The sequence below is a fragment of the Streptomyces sp. NPDC032472 genome, assembly GCF_040636955.1.
GTDB lineage: Bacteria > Actinomycetota > Actinomycetes > Streptomycetales > Streptomycetaceae > Streptomyces.
In genome coordinates, this window is the sequence record NZ_JBEZVK010000087.1 from 1 (window position 1) to 22,300 (window position 22,300).

The 22,300-nt window shown below is 75.1% G+C and carries 21 protein-coding genes, 1 tRNA gene and 1 pseudogene; 7 read left to right on the top strand and 16 right to left on the bottom strand.

Annotation, left to right across the window (positions count from 1 at the left end; genetic code table 11):
• Positions 1-348 precede the first annotated feature (348 nt).
• From AB0F11_RS33380 to AB0F11_RS33395, 4 genes are all read right to left on the bottom strand, one after another.
• On the bottom strand, positions 349-621 hold the full coding sequence (locus AB0F11_RS33380) for a GlsB/YeaQ/YmgE family stress response membrane protein (RefSeq protein WP_361916217.1): 273 nt from the start codon (positions 619-621) through the stop codon (positions 349-351).
• A 91-nt stretch (positions 622-712) separates the two neighbouring features.
• Positions 713-1,084 carry a hypothetical protein gene (locus AB0F11_RS33385; RefSeq protein ID WP_362182018.1) on the bottom strand — a complete coding sequence of 124 codons (372 nt, stop codon included), beginning with the start codon at positions 1,082-1,084 and terminating at the stop codon, positions 713-715.
• Positions 1,081-1,968 (bottom strand): hypothetical protein, encoded by an 888-nt coding sequence (locus AB0F11_RS33390; RefSeq protein ID WP_362182021.1) that lies wholly within the window; start codon positions 1,966-1,968, stop codon positions 1,081-1,083. The genes AB0F11_RS33385 and AB0F11_RS33390 overlap by 4 nt, the downstream gene beginning before the upstream one ends.
• Positions 1,965-2,888, bottom strand: a complete 924-nt coding sequence (locus tag AB0F11_RS33395; RefSeq protein WP_362182024.1) for a phosphatase PAP2 family protein — start codon at positions 2,886-2,888, stop codon at positions 1,965-1,967. Before AB0F11_RS33395 ends, AB0F11_RS33390 begins: the two co-directional genes overlap by 4 nt.
• Before the next feature lie 210 nt (positions 2,889-3,098).
• Here AB0F11_RS33395 and AB0F11_RS33400 point away from each other — a divergent pair, with 210 nt between their 5' ends.
• Complete coding sequence (locus AB0F11_RS33400) at positions 3,099-3,731, top strand: TetR/AcrR family transcriptional regulator (protein ID WP_362182027.1); 633 nt, start codon at positions 3,099-3,101, stop codon at positions 3,729-3,731.
• A gap of 361 nt (positions 3,732-4,092) precedes the next feature.
• Here AB0F11_RS33400 and AB0F11_RS33405 read toward each other — a convergent pair whose 3' ends face one another.
• From AB0F11_RS33405 to AB0F11_RS33440, 8 genes are all read right to left on the bottom strand, one after another.
• Positions 4,093-4,632: a TerD family protein gene (locus tag AB0F11_RS33405; RefSeq protein ID WP_362182070.1), complete on the bottom strand. Its 540-nt coding sequence runs from the start codon at positions 4,630-4,632 to the stop codon at positions 4,093-4,095.
• A gap of 108 nt (positions 4,633-4,740) precedes the next feature.
• On the bottom strand, positions 4,741-6,918 hold the full coding sequence (locus AB0F11_RS33410) for a hypothetical protein (RefSeq protein WP_362182030.1): 2,178 nt from the start codon (positions 6,916-6,918) through the stop codon (positions 4,741-4,743).
• 216 nt (positions 6,919-7,134) lie between these two features.
• Positions 7,135-8,307, bottom strand: coding sequence for a VWA-like domain-containing protein (locus tag AB0F11_RS33415; protein ID WP_362182073.1), 1,173 nt, complete (start codon positions 8,305-8,307; stop codon positions 7,135-7,137).
• An 83-nt stretch (positions 8,308-8,390) separates the two neighbouring features.
• Entirely contained in the window at positions 8,391-9,578 is a 1,188-nt protein-coding gene (locus AB0F11_RS33420) for an AAA family ATPase (protein WP_362182033.1), read from the bottom strand.
• Complete coding sequence (locus tag AB0F11_RS33425; protein WP_362182036.1) at positions 9,575-11,380, bottom strand: ankyrin repeat domain-containing protein; 1,806 nt, start codon at positions 11,378-11,380, stop codon at positions 9,575-9,577. The genes AB0F11_RS33420 and AB0F11_RS33425 overlap by 4 nt, the downstream gene beginning before the upstream one ends.
• A complete protein-coding gene (locus tag AB0F11_RS33430; protein ID WP_362182039.1) occupies positions 11,377-12,516 on the bottom strand; it encodes a gala protein in 1,140 nt (379 codons plus the stop codon). The genes AB0F11_RS33425 and AB0F11_RS33430 overlap by 4 nt, the downstream gene beginning before the upstream one ends.
• A gap of 59 nt (positions 12,517-12,575) precedes the next feature.
• Positions 12,576-12,648: transfer RNA gene (locus tag AB0F11_RS33435), tRNA-Arg, on the bottom strand.
• A 57-nt stretch (positions 12,649-12,705) separates the two neighbouring features.
• Positions 12,706-13,812, bottom strand: coding sequence for a hypothetical protein (locus AB0F11_RS33440; RefSeq protein WP_362182042.1), 1,107 nt, complete (start codon positions 13,810-13,812; stop codon positions 12,706-12,708).
• 220 nt (positions 13,813-14,032) lie between these two features.
• Between AB0F11_RS33440 and AB0F11_RS33445 the strand changes: the two genes are divergently transcribed.
• Positions 14,033-14,851: a glutamate ABC transporter substrate-binding protein gene (locus AB0F11_RS33445; RefSeq protein WP_362182046.1), complete on the top strand. Its 819-nt coding sequence runs from the start codon at positions 14,033-14,035 to the stop codon at positions 14,849-14,851.
• 60 nt (positions 14,852-14,911) lie between these two features.
• Here AB0F11_RS33445 and AB0F11_RS33450 read toward each other — a convergent pair whose 3' ends face one another.
• Positions 14,912-15,478, bottom strand: coding sequence for a DJ-1/PfpI family protein (locus AB0F11_RS33450; protein ID WP_362182049.1), 567 nt, complete (start codon positions 15,476-15,478; stop codon positions 14,912-14,914).
• A gap of 366 nt (positions 15,479-15,844) precedes the next feature.
• Here AB0F11_RS33450 and AB0F11_RS33455 point away from each other — a divergent pair, with 366 nt between their 5' ends.
• Together AB0F11_RS33455 and AB0F11_RS33460 are read left to right on the top strand one after the other, a co-directional pair.
• Positions 15,845-16,675, top strand: coding sequence for an endonuclease (locus AB0F11_RS33455; RefSeq protein ID WP_362182052.1), 831 nt, complete (start codon positions 15,845-15,847; stop codon positions 16,673-16,675).
• Positions 16,676-16,839: 164 nt separating this feature from the next.
• On the top strand, positions 16,840-17,145 hold the full coding sequence (locus AB0F11_RS33460; protein WP_362182055.1) for a DUF3040 domain-containing protein: 306 nt from the start codon (positions 16,840-16,842) through the stop codon (positions 17,143-17,145).
• Between the two features lie 8 nt (positions 17,146-17,153).
• Here AB0F11_RS33460 and AB0F11_RS33465 read toward each other — a convergent pair whose 3' ends face one another.
• The 3 genes from AB0F11_RS33465 to AB0F11_RS33475 form a co-directional block, all read right to left on the bottom strand.
• Positions 17,154-18,779, bottom strand: a complete 1,626-nt coding sequence (locus AB0F11_RS33465; RefSeq protein WP_362182076.1) for a family 20 glycosylhydrolase — start codon at positions 18,777-18,779, stop codon at positions 17,154-17,156.
• Between the two features lie 63 nt (positions 18,780-18,842).
• A complete protein-coding gene (locus tag AB0F11_RS33470) occupies positions 18,843-19,280 on the bottom strand; it encodes a heme-binding protein (RefSeq protein WP_362182058.1) in 438 nt (145 codons plus the stop codon).
• A gap of 51 nt (positions 19,281-19,331) precedes the next feature.
• Positions 19,332-20,561 (bottom strand): MFS transporter, encoded by a 1,230-nt coding sequence (locus tag AB0F11_RS33475; RefSeq protein WP_362182061.1) that lies wholly within the window; start codon positions 20,559-20,561, stop codon positions 19,332-19,334.
• A gap of 173 nt (positions 20,562-20,734) precedes the next feature.
• Here AB0F11_RS33475 and AB0F11_RS33480 point away from each other — a divergent pair, with 173 nt between their 5' ends.
• From AB0F11_RS33480 to AB0F11_RS33490, 3 genes and pseudogenes are all read left to right on the top strand, one after another.
• Positions 20,735-21,208 (top strand): MarR family transcriptional regulator, encoded by a 474-nt coding sequence (locus AB0F11_RS33480; RefSeq protein WP_362182064.1) that lies wholly within the window; start codon positions 20,735-20,737, stop codon positions 21,206-21,208.
• Positions 21,209-21,238: 30 nt separating this feature from the next.
• Positions 21,239-21,946, top strand: coding sequence for a ribonuclease H (locus tag AB0F11_RS33485; protein WP_362182067.1), 708 nt, complete (start codon positions 21,239-21,241; stop codon positions 21,944-21,946).
• 49 nt (positions 21,947-21,995) lie between these two features.
• Positions 21,996-22,300, top strand: a pseudogene (locus AB0F11_RS33490) (hypothetical protein); the annotation flags it as partial.

Below are 22,300 nucleotides of genomic sequence, written 5' to 3' on the forward strand. Positions count from 1 at the left end.
GGGCAAACCCAGCCCCGCCGGCGTTTGAGGCGCGGGGTCCGGGGCGGAGCCCCGATCCTTCAGCCCCGCCGGCGTTTGAGGCGCGGGGGCCGGGGCGGAGCCCCGATCCTTCAGCCCCGCCGGCGTTTGAGGCGCGGGGTCCGGGGCGGAGCCCCGATCCCTCAGCCCCGCCGGCGATTGAGGCGGGGGCCGGCGCGGGGCCCGGTGATTGAGCCCCGCCGGCGATTGAGGCGAAAGGGGGCCGGGGCGGAGGCCCGGGATACGGAGAAAGGGCGGGGCGGGGAGAAGGCTCCGCGCAGCGGCCCCCGGCACCGCCCGGGCTTCGGCTCCGGCCCAGCCGGGCCGCCCTCAGTCCCGGGACCGGGAGTGGCCGAACAGGATGCGGTAGCCGATGAGCAGGACGAGGGAGCCGGCGATGGCCGCACCCCAAGTCGCGGGGTCGTAGAACTCGTTGGCGATCGGCTTGTCGAGGAACTTCGCGGAGAGCCAGCCGCCGATGAAGGCACCGGCGATGCCGATGAGGGTGGTGCCGATCAGGCCTCCGGGGTCGCGGCCCGGCAGCAGGAACTTGGCGATGGCGCCGGCGAGCAGCCCCAGGACGATCCAGCTGACGATCCCCATGCCTGTTCACTCCGCTTCGGTGGGTGGTGCGTGTTACGTGGTACGTGGTGTCCACTCACCCGGAAGGACGCGGAAGCGGCCGCAACGGTTCTCAGCTGCGGCGGGCGCGCAGACACCCGGCCGTGGTGACCGCAGCGGCGGCGACGGCCGCAACGGCGGCCGCGGCGAGGGCGGTGCGCGAGCAGCGGCCGAGCACGGCCAGGGGCGGCCGGTGGGAACGGGCGGCGAGCACGGACCCGTGGGACTTGAAGGACAGCACCGACCGCCTCGACTGGGCGCTGAGCAGGGAGCCCGTGCTCAACCAGGAGCCGGCGGAGCCGAGGGAGAGCGCGGAACCGGCCGACCCGACCGAGAGCACGCTGCCGGCGGATCCGATGGACAGGACCGAGCCCACCGAACCGATGGACAGCACCGAGTGCTTGGACCAGAGCGAAAGATACGACCCGTCAGCCATGCGGGTCATGCTGCCACACGGGTGACCGTCGAGGGGGCCGCCGCGGCGGCAGGGGCGGCAGAGGCGGTCGGCGCGCCAGGGGCGGTACGGGTCAGCAGCAGGACGCCGCGGGCCGCGGCCAGGGCTCCGGCGAGGGCGAGGAGGAGCCCCGGCGCGCCGCCCTGGAGGCGTTCGCCGAGCAGGACCATGCCGATGACGGCCGCGGCCAGCGGATTGGCCAGGTTGACCACGGCGAGCGGTGCGCCGAGACCGCCCCGGTAGGCCCGCTGCGACAGCAGCAGTCCGCCGACGGCGAAGACCACGACGAGCAGGGCCACGGTGACGACCCGCCCGCTGAACAGCGACCCGCCGCGGCCGCCGGCCACCGCCACCGTCTGGGTCAGCGCGGAGGCGACGGCCGAGGCCAGCCCCGACGCGGTGGCGTGCCGCAGCCCGGAGCGGACGTCGCGGCGCAGCGTCAGCAGCAGGATGGCGGCGCCGGTCGCGCCCGACACGGCCAGGGCCTCGGCCAGGGTGAGGGTGTCGTCGGGGGCCGGCCCGGAGGCGGGGAGCAGCAGCAGGCCGAGCCCGAGGACCGTGGCGAGGGTGCCCCGCCATTCGGTGGCGGCGACCCGGCGGCCGGCGCCGCGCGCGCCCATCGGGACCGCGGCGACGAGCGTGAGGGCGCCGAGCGGCTGGACCAGGGTCAGCGGCCCGTAGCGCAGGGCGGCGGCGTGCAGCAGCGCCGCGGAGGCGTTCAGGCCCGCGGACCACCACCAGGCGCCGCTGGCGAGCAGGGCGCGGGCGGTGCGGGCCTCGGCGGCCCGGGCGAGGCGTTCCTGCGCGACCGCGGCCGCCGCATAGGCCGCGGCGGAGGCGAGGCACAGCACGACGGCGAGGGCGGTGGCGTTCATCGTCCGGCTCCCACGGCCCCGGCGGGCTCGGCCCCGGCGGGCTCGGCCCCGGCGGGCTCGGCCGCGGCAGGCTCGGCCCCGGCGGCCTCCGCTCCCGCGGCGCGCCGCTGCTGCGGCAGGTGGCGTACGACCGCCAGGGTGCGGGCGGGCGGCTTCGGACGGCGGATGAGCAGCAGTGCGGCGCCCAGCAGGACGGTGGCGGCGACCGCGTCGAGCCAGTAGTGGTTGGCCGTGCCGACGATCACGATCAGGGTCGCCAGCGGGTGCAGCAGCCACAGGAGCCGCCACCGGGACCGGGTGGCCGCGATCACGCCGAGGGCCAGCATCAGGGCCCACCCGAAGTGCAGCGAGGGCATGGCGGCGAACTGGTTGGCCAGGGTGTCGGCCTCCGGCGCGGACCGGTAGACGGCGGGCCCGTACACCTGCGCGGTGTCCACGAGGTGCGCAGCGGCCAGCATCCGGGGCGGCGCGAGTGGGAAGGCGAGGTGCAGGGCGAGGGCGGCGCCGGTCACGGCGGTGAGCACGCGCCGGGTCCACAGGTAGTGGGCGGGCCGGCGCAGGTACAGCCAGACGAGGAAGAGCGCGGTCGCCGGGAAGTGCACGGCGGCGTAGTACGTGTTCGCGGCGTGGACCAGGACCTCCCCCGCGCCGCCGCCCGCACCCGCGCCCGGGCCCGTCCCCGGCAGCAGCAGCCGCTGCACGGCGCCCTCGCCGGGCAGGTGCAGAAGGCGTTCGGCGTCCCAGATCCGGCCGGCGTTGCGGAACGCCTCGTCGGTGCGGTCCGTGGAGAGCAGCCGGCCCGCCTTGTAGACGGCGAACAGGCCCGCGACGAGCAGCAGCTCGCGTATGAGGCGGCGGCGCTGCCCGGCCCTCGTGTCCGGGCCGCCCGCCGGCCCGGCAGGTGTGCTGTGGGAGGTCATTCCCCCGGTCTCTCTTCCTGTACTCGGGCGCCGCCTGTGCGCGGTTGGAGCGTCGGTGCAGAGCGACTGGTCTCGGCCACCCTCGTACCGACACGCAAGTGTATCGATACATTCGCGTATCGATACGCGGGTGTACCGATACGCTCGCGTTCCCGTACACTTTCCTCACGGACCGAACCACCGCGGAGCCCCCGAGGAGAGCCGCACACCATGACGTCGACGCCGCCCGCCGCGCGCCGCTCCAAGATCACCCCCGAGCGGGTGCAGGAGTTCTACGACGCCGTCCTGGAGCAGCTGCGCGAGCACGGGTACGAGGCCCTGACCATGGAGGGCGTCGCCGCCCGTGCCTGCTGCGGCAAATCCACGCTCTACCGGCAGTGGAAGACCAAGCCACAGCTGGTCGCGGCGGCCCTGCGCGCGAACCGCAAGGGCACGCTCGTGGCCGTGGACACCGGCACGCTCGCCGGCGACCTGCGCGAGGCGGCCCGGATCGCCGCCGGCAACTCGGGGCGCGACACCCGCCTCACCGAGGCCGCGCTGGCCCATGCGGTGCTCAACGACGAGAAGCTCCAGGCGGCCCTGCGCGAGGCGCTGGTCGAGCCGGAGCTCGCGGCGTTCGACGCGATGGTGGCGCGGGCCGTGGAGCGCGGGGAGATCGCCGCGGACCACCCGGCGGTGGAGTTCCTCCCGGCCCAGCTCATGGGCGTCCTGCGGATCCGGCCCGTACTGGAGGGCCAGTACGCCGACGCGGACTACCTGGTCCGGTTCGTCGAAACGGCCCTGCTGCCCGGCCTGGGCCTGGCACCCGATCCGGCCTCCGCCGGCCCGGCACCGGCCCCCTGAACCGGCGGGCCGCCGTCACCGATGACCTGACGGCGACCCGCCCGCGCTGCCTCGTGGGGACGGCGGCAGCGCGCCACCCGGACCGGGCGGCGCTCAACCCGCGCGACGGGGCTGAGCGCCGCCCGGCCCGCACGGGCCCCGCCCGCGACCTGACCACACCGCGAAGGCTCCGCCGGCGACGCCTCGGCGCGTCACGGCCCGTCCGGCCGGGCAGCTGGCGCCGAACCGTATGCGGTCACCGCACTGGAGTGAGCTGAGCTTGGCCGAGCCGTGCTGCGCCTGAGTTCGGGGTCGGCCAGCCGAGCGCTTGTCGCTTCATCTCGGGGCCGGGAGGGGCGGGTGGAGCGCCCCCGGGCGGTCGTCAGCGGTGGGTGCCCATGGTGCGGACGAAGTCCTCCGGGGGTGCGTCGGAGCCGCGGACGGTGGGGTCCAGGGTCCAGCTGCCTGCGGTGTCGCGGGTGAACAGGGCGACCGTGGCCGCGGTGGCCTCCGGGACGGAGGCGAAGTCGCTGACCGCGAGGTCGGTGTAGCCCTCGCGGATCCGGACCCCGGTCCCCCCTATCGCGGCGAAGGTCTTCCTGCGGGCGCCCCGCGGACCCGCGTCCTGGATCACCACTCCCACCACGACGCGCACCGACTCCGGCCTCATCCGGTTCAGTTCGAGGGTCATCACCTCGTCGAAGCCGAAGCCCTGGCCGGTGCGGCTGTCGCGGTCGAGGGTGATCGTGCCGTCGGGGGAACGGCTGCCGAAGTGCACGAGCTGGGCGGGCTCACCGTACGGGTCGGCGGCCGAGTACACCGCCGCGACGATGTCCAGATCGTGCGGCGGGGTGCCCGCCGGGCTGGGATCCCACCGCAGGGCGATCTCCACCTTGGCCAGGCCCTTGCGTACCGCATCCACCGCACTGCTCATCGAACTCCCCCTTCGTCGAACGGGCGTTGCCCGGCCATGCTGTCATGCGGCCGCCGCCGCGGTCCGGCCGACCGCACGTTCCCGGCCAGCCTCCCGTCACGGGGGCGGCCCGTCGGGGCCCGCGGCGGCCAGGCGGTCCTGGAGGCGGGCGTGGCGGAACTGGTATACCGCCCCGGTCTGGCGGAGCACGCCCCGGCGGTGGGCGTCGTCGAGGAACCGCATGAGTCGCCACGGCAGCCGGCCGCGCAGCGCCAGCCAGCTGCGGCTGATGAGGAACCAGCCCCAGGAGCTGGCCGCCAGCCCGGTCTGGAACCGGCCCGTGAACCGGCCCGCCACGCCCAGGGTGAGCCCGCCGCCGAAGCCGGCCGCCACGCACCAGATGAACCCGATCTCCATGCCGAGCCCGTGCCGTCCCGTGGCGAGTCCGGCCAGCAGACCGGAGCCCAGGGACTCCACGACGAGCCGGACGCCGCTGATCGAGCGGTCGCCGCGCAGGGCGGCCTGCGGGCTGGGCGAACGGATGGCGTCCGCGGGGGCGTTCAGCCACATCATGACGGCGAAGGCGACCCCGACGCCCGCCCCCGCCACGCAGGCGATCTCCAGGGTCAGGCCCAGGTCCTCCGCCACCGCGAGACCGGCCCCCCGCGCGAGGACGAGGGCGAGTGCCGCACCGACGCCCATCAGCAGGCCGAGGGTCAGACCCTGGGCCACCTTCCGCACGAGCAGCCGGAGCCGGCCCCGCAGGGCGAGGTTGGCATAGCCCGGGTGGGCCGGCGCCGTGGCGACGAGCCCCGCGCTGAACCCGCCCACGACCCCGGCCATCACGCCCACGGACCGGTCGAGCCCGACGGCCAGGCCCAGTCCGGCGACGACCCCGGTCAGCAGTTCGAGCACGATGCCGACCAGGCGCCGCCCGGACCGCGGGAAGGACCGGTGCAGCTGCCACCAGGCCAGGTCGCGGGTCCGGTGCAGGTGCAGGTCGCCGGCGAGGAACGACAGCCAGCGGTGGGCCAGGTGGGGAGGGTACAGGGGCGGGTCGCCGCCCGGCCTGTCCTCCGCGTCGGGCGGGGGCGGGTGCGGGGTGTAGGCGGTGGGGATGAAGGCGTCCAGCAGGTGCTCCTCGAGGGCGGCCCGGTCGGGGAAGCGTCCGCTGTCGAGGAGTTCGGCGGGATCGTTGGCCGGGACCGTGTAGACGGCCCGGGCCAGGCCCGCCATCAGCGGCGACGAGAGCACCCGGGCCAGCGGGCCGTCGCCGCAGGCGCGCAGGTGGGCAACGACCGGCTCCCAGCGGTCCTCGGCCGCCGCGCTGCGGGCGGCCAGGAACTCGATCACCTCCGGTACGCCGACGGGCTCCAGCTCCACCACGGCCGCAGTGGTCAGCACGGTGCCGCCGGCGGTCACGGCGGCCTCGTACTCGTCGCTGCGGCAGGTGACGACGAGCGGGCTGCCGGAGGCGGTGCGGTCCAGCGCGTCGATGGCCGCGGCGTGCAGCCCGACCGGCAGCTCGTCCAGTCCGTCGAGGACCGGCACGACGTGGCCCTCGGTGACCAGCCGGAAGGCGGCCCGGGCGCCGAACACCTCGGAGTTGGCCAGGGCCGGGTAGTCCTGGACCAGGCGGCGGATCACCCAGGAGTGCAGGTGCTCGGTGCGCGGGTCCCACGATGACAGCGACAGCAGCACCGGCACCGGACCGCCGTGCTCGCGCCGGTGCTCCAGCAGTCCCAGGGTGAGGAGGATGGCCAGTACGGTCTTGCCGGCGCCCGGGGTGCCCAGCAGCACCAGCTGCCGCTTGGGCAGGCGGACGAACTTCTCGACGATGTCGTCCACTCCGCCGCGCAGCCGCAGCCGCACCGGCCGCCCGCCCGGGACCAGGTCGCCCAGGACGGCCGCCGCGGGCGCGGCGACGGGGCGGCCGGTGGAGGACCAGCGCACGCGCAGCGGCCGCGGCCTGTGCACGGTGCGCAGCAGGGCCTCGGCGGTCCACTGGCGCTGCACCGTCTGCGCCAGCGCCTCCATCGCATGGTGCAGCCGCTCGGGCCGGGCGGGCCCGGTGCTCCCCGGTTGGTCCGGTTCGGCATCCTGCCGCCGGCGGCGCAGCTCCAGTACCGCTGCCGCCGCCGCAGAGACGGCGGCGACCGGCCAGGCCAGCCAGAGGTACGGTGCGAGCCGCTCGGGCACGGCGTCGCGGGCGATGTCGGTGGCCGCCGGGACCACCACCGCGGTCAGGACGAACAGCAGGACCGCCGTGAACGGCGAGGGACGCGCCCTGGCCATGGCCGAGCCACCCCCGATCCCCTCCGCCCGGATTCGCGAAGCTAGCAGCCCCGCCGGGCTGCGAGGAGGGCCCGGACGGCACGGGACGGGCGCTCATGGCGCAGGGGCGCATTCAGGGGCGCGCACGGCGTACGGGGCGCAGCTACGGCGTGCGGGCGGCGGGATGCAGCCGGTCCTGCAGGTCGCCCTCCCCCGCCGGCGGCCGTGTCCCGCCCCTCACCGCCCGCTGTCGACGCGTACGGTCTCCACCCACGACGGCGGCTGCGGTGCGCCCTCGCCGATCAGCGCGGCGATCAGCCGGCAGGACGGGGACTCCTCGGGCCACGGCGTGTAGCCGTCGGTCAGGACCACGATGATGTTCGGCCGGTCCGGCATGGCCAGGGCGGCGCTGATGCCGACGCGCATGTCCGTGCCGCCCCCGCCGGCCAGGGCCACCTGGTCGGTGCTGGTCACCCGGGCCACGGCGTGCACGTCCGCGTCGCAGGCCAGCACGGCGACCCGGTTGCCGCGTACGCCGACCTCGCGCAGGACGCCGGTCACTTCGCCGAGGGCGGCGGCGAGGTCGTCCTCGCCCATCGACCCCGAGGTGTCGATGACGATCGCCACGCGCGGCAGCGGCCGGCGCAGGCTCGGCAGCACGACCCGGCCGCCGAGGGCGGGGGTGCGGCGCGAGGGGCGGCGGTAGGTGTAGTCGACCGCGCCGCCCGCCCAGGCGGCGGCCTCCCGGACCGCCCCGGACAGGGCGGTGCGCCAGTCGACGGTGGGTTCGAGCACCTCCTGCGCCCAGCGCTGCCAGCCGGCCGGCAGGGTGCCGCGGCTGCGCTGGTGGGCACGCATGGCCTGGGCGGTCTGCCGACGCAGCGCCTCGGCCTCGACCGGGCTGACGCGGGCTGGGCCGGCGCCGCCGAGCTCCCAGGGGCCGGGCACGCCGTGGGCGCCCGATCCGCAGTCCCAGAGGCTGTCGGGGGTCGCCGGGATCGCCGGCAGGTACATCTCGAACAGGCCGCCGGTGTCCAGGCCGAAGAGCCTCGGTTCCATCCGGCCTTCGGGCAGCGCGAGCCCATCGGCGAGAAGGTCGTCGTTGATCTCGCAGTCCTGGGCGATGTTGACGCGGACCGGGTCGCGCTGGTCGGCGGCCGGGAGCCGCTCGGCCCGGCCGTGGTGGTCGCGCAGCAGGTGGGAGACCTCGTGGATCCACACGCCGGCCAGCTCCGCCACCGGCGTCGCGTCCACGAAGACGGGCGAGACGTAGACGCGCCAGTGCCGGTCCACGGCCATCGTCCTGAGCCGGGCCGAGGGAACGACGGTGAGCGCGTACAGGGCCGAGGCGAGGTACGGCCGGTCTTCGGCCGCCTTGTACCGGGCGGCGAGCAGCTTGGCCCGGTCCAGGCGGACCTCTGCCTGGACCGGGGCAGCCGGGGCCTGCGCGCCCGCGGGCCGGTCTGCGTCCGTCGGACGGTCCACGGCCGGGATCAGCCGCTGCCGGGCAGTGCGCCGGAGAGCCGGAGCAGTTCGACGAAGGCGTCGATGCCGGAGGGCACGGGCCAGTCCAGGTCGCGCATCGCGGCCAGGTCGGCGGCGGCGCGTGCGGCCACGTCGGGCACGCCCGCGTCCACGGCCTTGGCCAGCACGGCCCAGCCCGCCTCCCAGCGGGGGCGGGTCAGCTCGCCCTGCACGGCTGCGACCACGGCGATGAGGAACGCCAGCTGCCGGTCGCCCCGTTCGGGCAGGGCGAAGGCGTCGGGGTCGGCCAGGACCCGGTCGGGGTCGGGCAGGTCGAGGTGCTCCAGGTACGAGAGCAGCTCGATCCCGGCGGCTTCGCCGACGGCGCCGGTGAGCGCGGCCGCCAGGGCCTCCCGGTCGGCGCCGGACGCGTACCCGGTGGCCAGCAGCCGCAGCGCCATCTCCCATGTGCGCGGGGAGGGCCAGGCGCGGCCGCGGCCCTCGGCCTCGGCGGGCATGTGGTGGACGAGGCCCGGGCGGGCGGTGAGGAAGCCGGAGACCACTCCGCGGGCGCGGGCGACGGCACCGGAGATGCGGCCGGGGTCGACCGGCGGGATGGCCACCTCGGGCCAGGTGCCGGCCATGCCGCGGGCGACGGTGCGCGGGCTGTGGGTCCAGTCGAGGTGCACGAACCGGTTGGCCAGCGGCGGGCTGAGGTGCCAGCCGTCCGCGGCGCTGGACGGCGGGTTGGCCGCGGCGACGATCCGTACGGACTCGGGCAGTTCGAGGCTGCCGACCCGGCGTTCGAGGACCACGCGCAGCAGGGCGGCCTGCACGGCCGGCGGGGCGGAGGACAGCTCGTCGAAGAACAGCAGTCCGTGCCCGGTGCGGGCGAGGCGGACCGCCCAGTCCGGCGGGGCCATGGGCACGCCGGTGGTGGCCGGGTCGTCGCCGACGATGGGCAGGCCGGCGAAGTCGGAGGGCTCGTGGACGCTGGCGATGACGGTCTCCAGCTCCACGCCGAGGACGTCGGCGAGCTGCTGCATGCCGGCGGACTTGCCGATGCCGGGCTCGCCCCACAGCAGGACGGGCTGGTTGGCCGTCACGGCCAGGGCCAGGGCCTGGAGCTGGGGGTTGGCCGCGGGTTCGGTACGGGTGGCGCGCAGCCGGGCGCCGAGGGCGTCGGCGGCGGCCAGGGCCGGCGGCTGGTGGCTCATGCGTCCTCGTCCTCGCCCTTGTCCTCGTCTTCTTCGTCCTCCTCGCGGAACTCCATCCACTCGTCGAACCACTCGGCGCCGATGTCGGGGAACTCCTCCTCGACCCGCTTGCGCAGGAAGGCGAGGTCGGTGCGCTGGTAGCGGCGGATCAGCTGGGCCAGGGAGAGTTCCGCCTCGTCGGTGACGTCGATGCGGCAGCCGGCTTCGAGGAGCGCCTTGACCAGGTCGGCGGAGCCGCCGTACTGGACGGCGACCTGGAGCGGGGTCAGGCCGCCGAGGACGGAGCGGGCCTCCCGGTCCAGGCCGGCCGCGAGCAGCCGCGGCAGCAGCTCCTCGTGGTCCAGGAGGTTCAGCACGTGCAGCAGCGTGTAGCCGCGGCCGTCGCGGACCCGGGGGTCCGTGCCGGCGTCCAGCAGGGCCGTGACGCCCGGGGTGTCGCCGTGCTGGGCGCGCAGGAACAGCTCGCGCCGTTCCACCTTCAGGGCGCGCGGCAGCCGCCCCTTGCCGGTGGTCCAGTCGTGCTGGACGGCGAAGCAGCCGGCGATCGCGCCGCCGAAGGCCCGCATGGCGCGCTCGCGCTGCTGCTCCTCGGCGCTGTGCCGCAGCAGGTCCAGTACGCCGCCCTGCGAGCGGACCTCGTGCCACTCGCCGCGGCAGCGCACCCGTACGGCCTCGGGCAGGGCCGGGGCGGGCGGGCCGGCGGCGGGGCCGGCCTCGGGGAACAGGGCGGCGGCGACCAGCGGGTGGAGCTCCGCCGGGGTGATCCGGCCGGTGCGGACGAGGTCGAGGTCGGGCAGCCGGCTCCAGGCGAACAGCGGCAGCCGGGGCACCGCCGGGGCCTCCTGCCGCCCGAGGAGGGACACCTTCAGGCCGCGGGATCCGGTCGGCTCGGCCGCGAGGTTGCCGTTCCAGGACAGCGGGATGCGGAACCGGTCGCCCTCGCCGGCCGCCTGCAGGCGCCGGACCTCCGCCTCCAGGCGGGTGAGGTCGAGCAGGCGGCTCTTGGTCAGCGCCCCCGGCTCCGGCGGGCGGCCGTACACCGTGGAGGCCTCGGGTACGGTCAGGTCGCGCTCGATTCCGGCGGCCTCGTAGGCCTCGGCGAACTCCCCGCGTGCGCAGAGCAGGGCGACCCACTCCGCGTGCGCGGCGGGGTCGGCGGTGCCCGGACCGGCGGCCGGCAGCTCGTCCTCGGTCAGCGGCGTGCCGTCGGGCGCGAAGAACGGCAGCCGGGCGGCGCCGGCCGTGAGGCGGTCGCGCAGCTCGCCGGTGTGCCGGCCGTCCCACAGCGGGCGGGCCGCGATCCAGTTCTCGAACCGGAAGCTGTCCGAGAAGGTGTAGTGGTCGTCGCTCTCCTGGCCCTGGCGGAGCTCGCAGTGCAGGCCCAGCCGCTGCGGACCGTCGACCATCGGTCCGGTGGTGGCCGACAGGACGGGTGCGTCCGGGCCCTCTCCGTAGCGGGCGAGCAGGACGCGCACGCCCGGCTTGAGCGTGGTGCGGCCGCCCAGGGTGCGGGGCAGGTGCCAGCGCACCAGGTCGGGGGCGAGGTGGCGCAGGTCGTCCTCGACGGCCTCGGCGACGGGGGTCCCGTGACGGGAGGCGAGCTCGGACAGGGTGAAGGTGACGTCCACGGCGGCGGCCGCGCAGGCCGCCTCCCACTCGCCGGCCAGCCGGTGTGCGGTGGCCCGCTCGATCATCCAGCCGGGTACGGCGTGGCGGCGGATCCGCTGCCAGGACGAGGCGTCCTCCTGGAGGAAGCCGCCGGGCAGCCGCGCCGGTTCGGGGTGCGTGCCGCGGGCGCTCACCGGTACACGCTCGTGATCGCGCCGAGGTCGGGGTGGGCGGGCCGGGCGGGCCGCAGGCGGGCGGTGAAGGACCGCTTGACCTTGCGGGGCAGGCCGGGGCCGAGGCCGACGTACTCCAGCGGGGTGCCGTCGGGGACGGCGGCGAGCAGACACTTCGCGCCGCGCCCGGTGAGTCCGGTGTGGCGCAGTTCCAGGCGGCGCAGCGGGGTGCCGGGCAGGGCGGCGGCCAGGGCGTGCGCGCCCTCGTCGCCGGTGGAGTTGCCGGTGGAGCCGAGGCTGCGCTCGGAGGGCGGCCGGCCGAGGTCGAGGGTCTCGATGCCGCCGAGGGCGTCGGCGAGGGCGCGGGCGCCGGCGGGGCCGATGCCGTTGCCGCCGAGGCCGAGGCGGACGGGGTGCGCGGGGTCGGCGGCCGCCGCGGCGGCCAGGACGGCGGCGCCCTCGTCGCCGAGGTGGTTGGCGGGCAGGTACAGCTCGCGGACGCCGGCTTCGCGGATGAGGGCGGCGAGCAGCGGGGCGTCGTCCGCGGTGAGCCCGTTGCCGCCGAGGAAGAGCCGCTCCAGCGGGGTCTCGCGGGTGCGCAGGGCGTCGAGCAGGAGGCGTACGCCCTCGGTGCCGATGCCGGTGTTGACGAGGTCCAGGGTGCGCAGGGTGCGGTTGCGCCGGAGCAGGGCGGCGAGGGTGCGGGCGCCGTCCTCGTGTACGGGATTGCGCTTGAGCCACAGCGCCTTGACGGAGGTGTCCTCGGCGAGGGCGTCCGCGAGGGCGGCGACTCCGTCGGGTCCGATGCGGTTGCAACCCAGGTAGAGGGTGTGCAGGCCGTGGCCCCCGGTGAGGGCGCCGGCGAGCGTGCGGGCGCCCTCGTCGCCGATGGAGTTGGTGCCGAGGAGCAGATGGCGGGCGTGGGCGGAGCGGGCGGCGGCGTCCGCGACCCGGGCGGCGCCGGCCGGGCCGAGGCCCTGCTTGCACAGGTCGACGCGGCCGTCGGCGCGCAGGGTGCCGAGGGTGAAGGTCTCGTCGGCGGAGACCTCCTCGGCCGCGGCGAGCCGGGCGAGGAGCGGGTCGAGGCCGGCCGGGTCGGCGAGCGGCAGGTCGGGGTGCTCGATCGCGGGGCACCGTACGGGTATCGGCCGTGTCATCACCACTCCACCGGTTTCCATCGCCGGTGCCCGGCGTCGACAGCCACTTGAAGAAAACGCAAGACCGGTCGGATTCGAACCGACGTCCTCCAGCTCGATGCTTGGGCGCGACGACCTCTGCGCTACGGCCTTGCTGCGCAGATCATAGCGGCAGTTCGGACCGGACTCGATCACCAGTTTGAACGAGAGTCACCAGTCGCCGTCCTGCACCGGCTTGCCCGGCCTCGGCGCGTTTCCGAGGGGTTTGACCTGGCCCGGGGCGGGCGGCGTCCACGGCGTGTGGTCGTCGCCGAGCCAGTCGCCGACCGGCTTGACGGAGGCGAGGGTGTCCGTCGGCGCGAGGTCGGTGCCGGTCTCGTCGTAGTAGTCGAACCAGGGCAGCCCGGCCCGGGTGTACGCGGCCCGGTCGACCGGCGAGGGCGGGGCGGGCTCGCCGGTGATGCGGCTCCACTCCGGCGGCGGGACGAGGTGGACGAAGACCCGCCCGGCGGGTTCCTCGGCCCAGTCGGACAGCGGCCGCTCGTCGCGGTAGACCTCCTGGTGCATGGAGCCGCCGACACCGAGGCCCATGGCCGGCGCGGGCGCGCGGACGGGCGCCGGACCGGCGCCGCCCGCGGGCCTCGCCGCCGGCGGCGGTACGGGGGCGGCGAACCCGGGAGCGGCGCCGTAGCCCGGTGCACCACCCGGGGCGGAGCCGTACAGGGGGCCGGACGGGACGGCCCGGGCGCGGGCCTCCCGGGCGGCGGCCTGCTCGGCCCGCCACCGGGCCAGCGGCGCCGGGGCGAGCGGGAACGCCTGGAGCTGCACGCCGCCGGTGGTCTCCTCGCCGGTGACCTGGCCCTCGACGGTGGCGCCGAGCCCGAGCGGGACGGCGACGAACTGGCGCACGGTGCCGTCGCCGGAGTTGATCCCGTCCAGCCAGGGCTGGCGCGGCAGGACCACGTAGTTCTGCGGACCGTTCCGCGGACCGCGCGCCAGGCGGCCGGTCCACGGCTTGCCGGAGACGGCGCACACCTTGCCGACGCCGACCTGGAGCGCGGCGGGCTCGCTGCTGCGGCCGAAGCTCAGCCACATCGCCTCGCGCAGGTACACCGGGAGCATCACCCCGCCCTTGGCCAGCCACTCGGGCGGCACGGTGTCCGGGTAGTCCTCGACCCGGCGCAGGGGGAACTCCCCCAGGCCCGGGGGCAGGGTGTGGGTGCCGGATTCCGGCAGGCGCAATGTCCGGATGAACCGGATCTGCACCCCTTCACCCAAGAACAGCGCATTTCCGTCGACCCGTACCGAACCCGTCACCGCGGACGTCCCCCTTTATCCCGTTCGAAGCCGTAATCGCCGGAGAAACGCCGGTCGAGCCGGATCGTTACCTCAAGTTTTGCTCAGATCCAGTGACACCGCGGCGGCGGCATTCCTAGCTTCCTCGTACACGCGTCTTGACGCTTTCACGTACCCCGCGGTTCCACGCGCACCGGCGATCCCGCTCCGCGTCCCGCGTCCCCGAGGAAAGAGTTGCAAAATGAAGGTCCCCAAGGCTGGTGCGATGGCCGCTGTGATCGGCCTCGCCCTGACCGCCACCGGCTGCGGCGGCGACGAAGGACCCAAGGGGACCCTCTCCATCGGCATCAAGTTCGATCAGCCCGGTGTCGGCGTGCGCGAGGCCGGCGGCACCTTCTCCGGCTTCGACGTGGACGTCTCCACGTACATCGCCAAGGAGCTCGGCTACAAGCCGGAGCAGATCGAGTTCAAGCGGGTCGACAGCTCCGACCGCGAGCTGCTGCTCCAGTACAACGAGGTCAAGTTCGTCGCCGCGAGCTACTCGATCAACGACAAGCGCCGGGAGAAGGTCGACTTCGCGGGCCCGTACTTCACGGCCCACCAGGATCTGCTCGTCCGCGCCGACGACGCCACGATCACCAAGGCCGAGGACCTCAACAACAAGAAGCTCTGCTCGGTCACCGGCTCCACCTCGGCGCAGAACATCAAGCAGAACCTGGCGCCGAAGGCCAGCCTGCTGGAGCTCGACAGCTACTCGGAGTGCGTGATCGCCCTCCAGGACGGCCTCGTCGACGCCATGACCACGGACAACGCGATCCTGGCCGGGTACGCCGCCCAGAAGGGCAACACGGGCAAGTTCCGGCTCGTCGGGCTGAGCCTCAGCAACGAGAGCTACGGCATCGGCATCAAGAAGGGCAACAAGGATCTGCACGCCAAGATCAATGCCGCCCTCAAGAAGATGGTCCAGGACGGCTCCTGGGACGCGGCCGTGAAGAAGAACTTCGGCCAGGCCAACTTCAAGCACGAGCCCGCCCCGCAGGTCACCTCCGCGAGCAGCTGACGACGCCCCGGGCAGCGGCAAGGGCGAACCGGGAACCGGAACCCCCTTGCCGCGCCCGGGTCAGGTCGCCGGCGCCTTGTCCGCCAGCACCTTGAGGAACTCACGCATCCAGGCCGGGTGGTCGGGCCAGGCCCGGGCCGAGACCAGGGTGCCGTCGACCACGGCCTCGGAATCCTCGAAGGCCGCCCCCGCCACCTTCATGTCCGGCTCCAGGGCCGGGTACGCGGTCACCCGCCGGCCCTCCAGCTTCGCGGCCGCGGCGGTGATCAGCGGGCCGTGGCAGATCTGGGCGACCGGCTTGTCGGAGGAGGTGAAGGCGGCCAGGATCCGCTGCACCTCGGGGTCGTTGCGCAGGTACTCGGGGGCCCTGCCGCCCGGGACGACGACGGCCGCGTACTCCTCCGGGTCCACGTCGGCGAAGGCCACGTCGGCGGGCCAGGTGTAGCCGGGCTTCTCCGTGTAGGTGTCGAAGCCCTCCTCGAAGTCGTGCACCACGAACCGCAGCCGCTTCACCGCGGGAGCCGCGACGTGCACCTCGTACCCCTCCTCGCGCAGGCGCTGGTACGGGTAGAGGACCTCCAGCGACTCCGCCGCGTCGCCGGTCACGATGAGGATCTTCACTGCCATGGGCTGCTCCCGGTAAGGGTCTTCACGGTCATGGTCCCGAAGCGGCCCGGCCGCACGTCCTCCGCGTGGCCGCGGACACCGGGCTCCGGGCTCCGGGCTCCGGGCTCCGGGCTCCGGGCTCCGGGCTCCGGGCTCCGGGCTCCGGGCTCCGGCCACCCTGCCCGCGCCGTCGCGTCCTGCCAAGACCGGGGGCGATCCCTCACCTGATCGGGGGATTCCGCATGTTCGGCCCAGAGTGAAAGTCCCAGCTCCGCACACGTTGCGTTTACCTGTAGGGCACATGACAATGCGACCCTCTGCTCTGCCACCTGACGTCCCGCCAACTGCCATGGCGGGAGCGGTGCGTGTGAAGAGGTCCCCCACATCATGAAGATCTCCCGCAGAACCCCCTGGGCCATAGGCCTCGCCGCCGGGGCCCTGCTCGTCCTCCCGGCCGCCGCCTCGGCCGGGACGTCCTCCGGGCAGGCCCCGCGCGCCGGTGCGGCCGCAGTCACGGGCTCCACGGCCGTCTCCGTCGACGCGTACTACGCGGCCGCCGAGGGCAAGACCGGCGCCGAACTGAAGACCGCGCTGCACTCCATCATCAAGAACCAGTCCAAGGTGACCTACGACGGCGTGTGGAACGCGCTGAAGGTCACCGACCAGGACCCGAACAACCCGAACAACGTCATCCTGGTCTACTCCGGCCGCTCCCAGTCCAAGTCGAGCAACGGCGGCGGTGCCAACGACTGGAACCGCGAGCACGTCTGGGCCAAGAGCCACGGCGACTTCGGCACCGTCACCGGCCCGGGCACGGACCTGCACCACCTGCGCCCCGAGGACGTCACGGTCAACAGCACCCGCGGCAACAAGGACTTCGACATGGGCGGCAGCCCGGTCGCCGAGGCCCCCGGCAGCTACACCGACGCCGACTCCTTCGAGCCGCGCGACGCGGTCAAGGGCGACGTGGCGCGGATGCTGCTGTACATGGCGGTCCGCTACGACGGCGGCGACGGCTTCGCCGACCTGGAGATGGACGACAAGGTCGACAACGGCACCGCTCCGCTGTTCGGCCGGATCAGCGTGCTCAAGCAGTGGAACCGGCAGGACCCGCCGGACGCCTTCGAGCAGCGCCGCAACCAGGTCATCTACGACACCTACCAGCACAACCGGAACCCCTTCATCGACCACCCGGAGTGGGTCGACGCCATCTGGTAGCCACCGCCGCGACGCAGGCCCCTGCCCGGATTCCCCGGGCGGGGGCCTGCGCGGCGCCCTGCGCAGGCTTGCGCGGGCTGCCGGGATTGGCCCGCGCCAGGGCGGGTATCCCCAGGTCAGCGGCTGCGGTACGCGCCCGTCGACAGCAGCCGGTGGAGGTCGTGATGGACGGAGCCGGACTCTCCGACCGCGAGCGGCGAGCCCTCTCTGCGATCGAGGACCATCTCAAGCACGACCGCTCCCTCGACCGGATCATGCGCTTCACCCACCTGCGCCACCGCGTGATGGCCGCCTCCGCGCTGGCCGCGCTGACCGTGGCCCTGCTGGTCGCCGCCTCCGTGACCGTGTCCCAGCCGCTGATCTGGGGCTTCGCCGCCGCCTGGACCCTGACCGTGGTCACGGCGCTGCCGCTGGTCGGCGGCTGGGCGCGGCGCCGCTGGCAGCGCCGGGAGCAGGTGAGCCGCCCGTAGCGGACGGCTCACAACCGGTTCGCCAGGGCCTGGAAGGCGGCCCAGGACCGCTGGGGCGTCCGGGCGTCCCAGACCTTCTGTGACAGCGCGGCGAGCGGCAGCCGGATTCCGGCGGCCACCTGGTCCTGCGTCTGGGCGCCGGCCAGGTCGCACCAGACGGCGAGGCGTGCGCCGAGGACCTGCGGGGCGTAGCGGGCGGGGACGGGGGTCGTCCCGCGCAGCACGAGCGGGGTCCACTGCTCGTAGATCCGCCGTCCGGTCGGGTAGGTGAACTGGTTGGGCTGGCCGAGCACGTAGTACAGGTACTCGTCGTTGAGGTTGACCACCTTGCGGCCCTCGTCCAGGTACTGCACGGGCGGCCGGGCCCCGAGCTCCCGGCCGGTCCAGTACTCGACCTGCAGGTCGGCGGCGGGCCGTACGACTCCCCCGGCGAAGAGCCCGTCGTTCCACGCCTTGGGCACCCGGCCCGCCGGCCGCACGACGGCCGCCCGGTCGTTCAGCCAGCCCGTCGCGAGGTCCCGTACCCGCGCGGAGGGCCCGTACCGCTGCCGCGCGGCGCGGGCGAGCTGCGGGAAGGAGGCCTGCGGGTCGCGGTAGACCAGGGCCTGGTACTCGTCGGCGCCCAGGTGCCAGGTCGGGCCGGGGAACAACGGCAGGTACTCGCGCAGCAGTGCGTCGACGAGCCGGGCGGCGGCCGGGTTCGAGATGTCGACCGCACCCTTGACCGCCCGCCCTTGGACGTCACGCAGTTGCAGGTCCGGGTGGGCGCGCAGGACCGCGCCGAGGTGGCCGGGCGAGTCGAGCTCGGGGACGACGGTGATGTGCAGGCGGGCGGCGAGCGCGGTGATCCGCCGGACCTCGGCCTTGGTGAGGTGGGGGGTGGAGACGATCTCTGGGTGGGTGTCGGACTGGATCCGGAAGGCCTGGTCGTCGGAGAAGTGCAGGCCGAGCTGGTTGAGCTTGATGTCGGCCATCTCGCGCAGCCGGTCCTCGATCCAGCCGGCGGTGAAGTTCTTGCGGGCGATGTCGAGGTTCAGGCCGCGCTGCGGCTTGGCCGGGGCGTCGCGGACGGTGCCCTCGGGGGCCGAAGCGGCCGTCTTCACCTCCTGTTTGAGGGTGCGGGTGCCGTAGAAGACCCCGGCCTCGTCGGGTCCGGTGATGCGGACGCGGCCGCCCTGGACGGTGAGGGTGTACGACTCGGGCGGCCCGGAGTCCGGCGCGGCGAGGGCCAGTTCGACGTCGCCGGTGCGGGCGGCGGCAGTGTCGGTGAAGCCGAGGTGCAGTTCGCCGGCCAGCAGCCGGCCCTCGTCGGAGAGCTTCGCGCTGTCACCCGGCGGTACGACGACCCGCGCGCCGGCGGCGGGCCGCCAGCCGGGGCCGCGGGCGGGGGTGTGCTCCCGTACGGCCGGGATGGTCTGCGGGGCGGTGGACAGCGGGGCGGCCGGGTCCGGCGAGGGAGTGGCCGTACCGGTCGGCGCGGGGGCGGCGGGGGTCGGGCCGGTGGAGGCGGCGGAGGTGTTGCGGGCGTCGCCGGGGGCCGCCGCGGTGCAGCCCGGCACGGCAAGGCCGACCAGCACGGCGGCGGTGGCCGTCGTGATGACGTGGCCTCTCCTGATCCGCCTGGACTGCCGCATCATGCACCCGTGTCCCCCGTACCAACGTGGCACGGGGGACACGGGCACGCGACCCGGGAGCGGTCAGGCCGCCGCGGCGAGCGCCTCGAGTGCGGCGGCGGCGAAGCCGTGGTCCTGTTCGGGGCTGGCCCCGCCGACGCCGAGGGCGCCGATGATGCGGCCGTCGCGGTGGACGGGCAGCCCGCCCGCGATGAACAGCAGCGGCCGGTCGAGGGCGGTGGGCAGGGTGTGGAAGGGCCCGTCGGGCCGGACGGCGTCGGCGAGACCGGCGGTCGGGGAGTCCAGTTGGAGGGCCGTGTAGGCCTTGCGGGTGCTGGTCTCGCCGGAGATCAGCACGGCGCGGTCGTCGCGGCGGAAGGCGAGCAGGTGGCCTCCGGCGTCGAGGACGGTGATGCTGACGGTGGCCCCGGCGGCCTCGGCCGCGTCCCGGGCGGCGGAGACGAGGAGGTCGGCGTCCTCGACGGTGAGCGGGGCGACGGCGGTGCGGGTACGGGCGGACATGGCGGGGTTCTCCTGGGGGGTGGGGCTGCGGAGCGTACGGGCGGGGCTGGATCAGTGGCGGGCGGTGACGGCCTCCGGCGCCCGGCCGGCGGCGGGGGCCGGGCCGCGGGAAGCGGCGATGCGTCCCCGGCGGGCGGCGGTGCGCCGCTCCAGTGCGCCGGAGACGGCGGCGAGGACCAGGGCGGAGGCGGCCAGCGCGGCGCCGACCCAGTTCGGGGCGGTCCAGCCGAGTCCGGCGGCGATGACGAGCCCGCCGAGCCAGGCGGCGAGGGCGTTGCCGAGGTTGAAGGCGCCGATGTTCACGGCGGAGGCCAGGGTGGGCGCGCCCGCGGCCTGGTCGAGGACCCGCTTCTGCAGCGGCGGCACGGTGGCGAAGCCGAGGGCGCCGATGAGCACGACGGTGGCGGCGGCGCCGGCTTTGGTGTGGGCGGTGAACGTGAAGAGGGCGAGGACCAGGGCCAGGGCGCCCAGGGACACGTACAGCATCGGCATCAGCGCACGGTCGGCGAACCGGCCGCCGACGAGGTTGCCGGCGACCATGCCGAGGCCGAAAAGGACGAGCAGCCAGGTGACGGAGGTGTCGGCGAAGCCGGCGACGTTCGTCATCATCGGCGTGATGTAGGTGATCGCGGCGAAGACGCCGCCGAAGCCGAGGACGGTCATCGCCATCGCGAGCAGCACCTGGACGTTGCGGAAGGCGGCCAGCTCGTGCCGGATCCGGACGCCTTCGGGCCGGGGCAGCTCCGGGACGAGCCGGGCGATGCCGAGGAGGCCGAGCACGCCGAGGGCGGCGACGACCAGGAAGGTGGTACGCCAGCCGAGGGTCTGGCCGACGAGCGTGCCGAGGGGGACGCCGACGACGTTGGCCACGGTCAGACCGGTGAACATCATGGCGATGGCGCCGGCCTTCTTCTCGGGGGCGACGAGCTCCGCGGCGACGACCGAGCCGATGCCGAAGAAGGCGCCGTGGGCGAGGGAGGCGACGACGCGCCCGGCGAGCATGACGCCGAAGACGGGGGCGAGCGCGGAGAGCACGTTGCCGGCGATGAACAGGCCCATGAGGAGCATCAGCATGCGCTTGCGGGGGATGCGCGTGCCGAGGACGGTCATCAGCGGGGCTCCGAGGACGACGCCGAGGGCGTATCCGGTGACGAGGAGGCCCGCGGTGGGGATCGAGACGCCGTAGTCGGCGGCTACCTCGGGGAGCAGGCCCATGATCACGAACTCGGTGGTGCCGATCCCGAAGGCCCCAATGGCGAGGGCGAGGAGTGCGAGGGGCATGAGGGGAGGTGTCCTTCAGGCGGAGGTGGGGTGCCGTGGGGGAAGCCTTCGACCGGTCTCTTGCAGCCGCGGCTTTCATGCGTACACATTAATTGCAGACGCGGGATACTTGCAAACGCGGGCTATTGCGCCGGTCGACTATCCTGGAGGCCCGCGGACCGAAGGAGGAGGCCATGACGGCCACGGACAGCGCGCTCACCGCCCTCTCCCAGGGCTGGTGCGCCCTCTCCCTGCTGCACGGGCGGATCGAGGCGCACATCGAGCGGGCCCTGCAGGCCGGGCACGGGCTGAGCGTGCGCGAGTACTCCCTGCTGGACGTGCTCAGCCGGCAGCACAACGGGCCCGGCGGGCACCTGCGCATGCACCAGGTGGCCGACTCGGTCCTCCTCAGCCAGAGCGCCACCACCCGGCTGGTCAGCCGCCTGGAGGACCGCGGGCTGCTCAGCCGCTACCTCTGCGACACCGACCGGCGCGGCATCTACACCGACGTGACCGAGGCGGGCCTGGCCCTGCTCGCCGCCGCCCGGCCGGCCAACGACGCCGCGCTGCGCGAGGCGCTGGACGAGGCCGCGGCCAACCCGGAACTCGCTCCGCTGGTCGCGGCCGTGGAGGGCATCGGGCCTCGCGCGGAACGGGCGCGGTCCTGACCCGGCCCGCGGCTGGGGCATGATCGAGGGATGTCGACACGGATCATTGCCGCCTGCGACGGGGCGGCCAAGGGAAACCCCGGGCCCGCCGGCTGGGCGTGGGTCATCGCCGACGCCGAGGGACGCCCCGAGCGCTGGGAGGCCGGCCCGCTGGGCCGCGCCACGAACAACGTGGGCGAACTGACCGCCCTCCAGCGGCTGCTGGAGGCCCTCGCCCCGGGGACGGCCGTCGAGGTGCGGATGGACTCCCAGTACGCGATGAAGGCCGTGACCCAGTGGCTCCCGGCCTGGAAGCGCAACGGGTGGAAGACCGCCGCGGGCAAGCCCGTCGCCAACCGGGAGCTCGTCGAGAGCATCGACGTGCTGCTGGCCGAGCGGGACGTGGAGTTCCGCTACGTCCCGGCGCACCGCACCGACGGCGACCACCTGAACGCGATCGCCGACCAGGCCGCCAGCGACGCGGCCGTCTCCCAGCAGGCGGCCGGGACCGCGCTCGGCAGCGGCGAGCCGCCGGTACCGGACCCCGGGCGGGCCGTCCCCGCCCGGGGGCCCTCCGCCGCCCCGGCGAAGAAGGCGGCCGCCGCCCGCGGGCGCAGCGGCGGCGGCCGGGTCAAGGCGAAGTTCCCCGGCAGCTGCCCCTGCGGCAAGCCGTACGCCTCCGGGGAGACCATCACCAAGGTCGGCGCCCGCTGGGGCCATCTGGCCTGCGCCGGCGCGGGCGCTCCGGCCGCCGACTGAGGCCGGGCCCGCCCCCGGGGCCCGCACGCCGCCGCTGCCGGGCGTACGCATGCGGTGCCCGGGGCGCCAGGCGGAGCACGAGGGCGCCCGGCCGGGGCGCTACGGCCGTGTCGTGCTCGGGGTCGGCGTCGGCGAGGACTGGCCCGGCGGTGCGGACGGGAACGGGGACGGGGACACGGCCCGGGTGGGCGCCCGCGACCCCGAGGGCGTCGGCGGCGGGGCCGTCGGCAGCGCCGACCTGCCCGCGGCCCCCGTCGGCGGGGCCGTGGGCGGCGCGGACGGCACCGCGGAGGGCCGCGGGCTGACCGGGGCCGGGGACGAGGGGCCTGGCGGGGGGAGTTCGGGCGGCGCGGC

Bases quoted from the DNA above. Each gene is read 5' to 3' on its own strand.
- AB0F11_RS33385 (WP_362182018.1), bottom strand. From the start codon at position 1,084: ATGACCCGCATGGCTGACGGGTCGTATCTTTCGCTCTGGTCCAAGCAC.
- AB0F11_RS33475 (WP_362182061.1), bottom strand. From the start codon at position 20,561: ATGCCCCTCGCACTCCTCGCCCTCGCCATTGGGGCCTTCGGGATCGGC.
- AB0F11_RS33400 (WP_362182027.1), top strand. From the start codon at position 3,099: ATGACGTCGACGCCGCCCGCCGCGCGCCGCTCCAAGATCACCCCCGAG.
- AB0F11_RS33395 (WP_362182024.1), bottom strand. From the start codon at position 2,888: ATGACCTCCCACAGCACACCTGCCGGGCCGGCGGGCGGCCCGGACACG.
- AB0F11_RS33460 (WP_362182055.1), top strand. From the start codon at position 16,840: ATGGACGGAGCCGGACTCTCCGACCGCGAGCGGCGAGCCCTCTCTGCG.
- AB0F11_RS33390 (WP_362182021.1), bottom strand. From the start codon at position 1,968: ATGAACGCCACCGCCCTCGCCGTCGTGCTGTGCCTCGCCTCCGCCGCG.
- AB0F11_RS33445 (WP_362182046.1), top strand. From the start codon at position 14,033: ATGAAGGTCCCCAAGGCTGGTGCGATGGCCGCTGTGATCGGCCTCGCC.
- AB0F11_RS33420 (WP_362182033.1), bottom strand. From the start codon at position 9,578: ATGAGCCACCAGCCGCCGGCCCTGGCCGCCGCCGACGCCCTCGGCGCC.
- AB0F11_RS33470 (WP_362182058.1), bottom strand. From the start codon at position 19,280: ATGTCCGCCCGTACCCGCACCGCCGTCGCCCCGCTCACCGTCGAGGAC.
- AB0F11_RS33450 (WP_362182049.1), bottom strand. From the start codon at position 15,478: ATGGCAGTGAAGATCCTCATCGTGACCGGCGACGCGGCGGAGTCGCTG.
- AB0F11_RS33455 (WP_362182052.1), top strand. From the start codon at position 15,845: ATGAAGATCTCCCGCAGAACCCCCTGGGCCATAGGCCTCGCCGCCGGG.
- AB0F11_RS33480 (WP_362182064.1), top strand. From the start codon at position 20,735: ATGACGGCCACGGACAGCGCGCTCACCGCCCTCTCCCAGGGCTGGTGC.
- AB0F11_RS33410 (WP_362182030.1), bottom strand. From the start codon at position 6,918: ATGGCCAGGGCGCGTCCCTCGCCGTTCACGGCGGTCCTGCTGTTCGTC.
- AB0F11_RS33465 (WP_362182076.1), bottom strand. From the start codon at position 18,779: ATGCGGCAGTCCAGGCGGATCAGGAGAGGCCACGTCATCACGACGGCC.
- AB0F11_RS33430 (WP_362182039.1), bottom strand. From the start codon at position 12,516: ATGACACGGCCGATACCCGTACGGTGCCCCGCGATCGAGCACCCCGAC.
- AB0F11_RS33380 (WP_361916217.1), bottom strand. From the start codon at position 621: ATGGGGATCGTCAGCTGGATCGTCCTGGGGCTGCTCGCCGGCGCCATC.
- AB0F11_RS33485 (WP_362182067.1), top strand. From the start codon at position 21,239: ATGTCGACACGGATCATTGCCGCCTGCGACGGGGCGGCCAAGGGAAAC.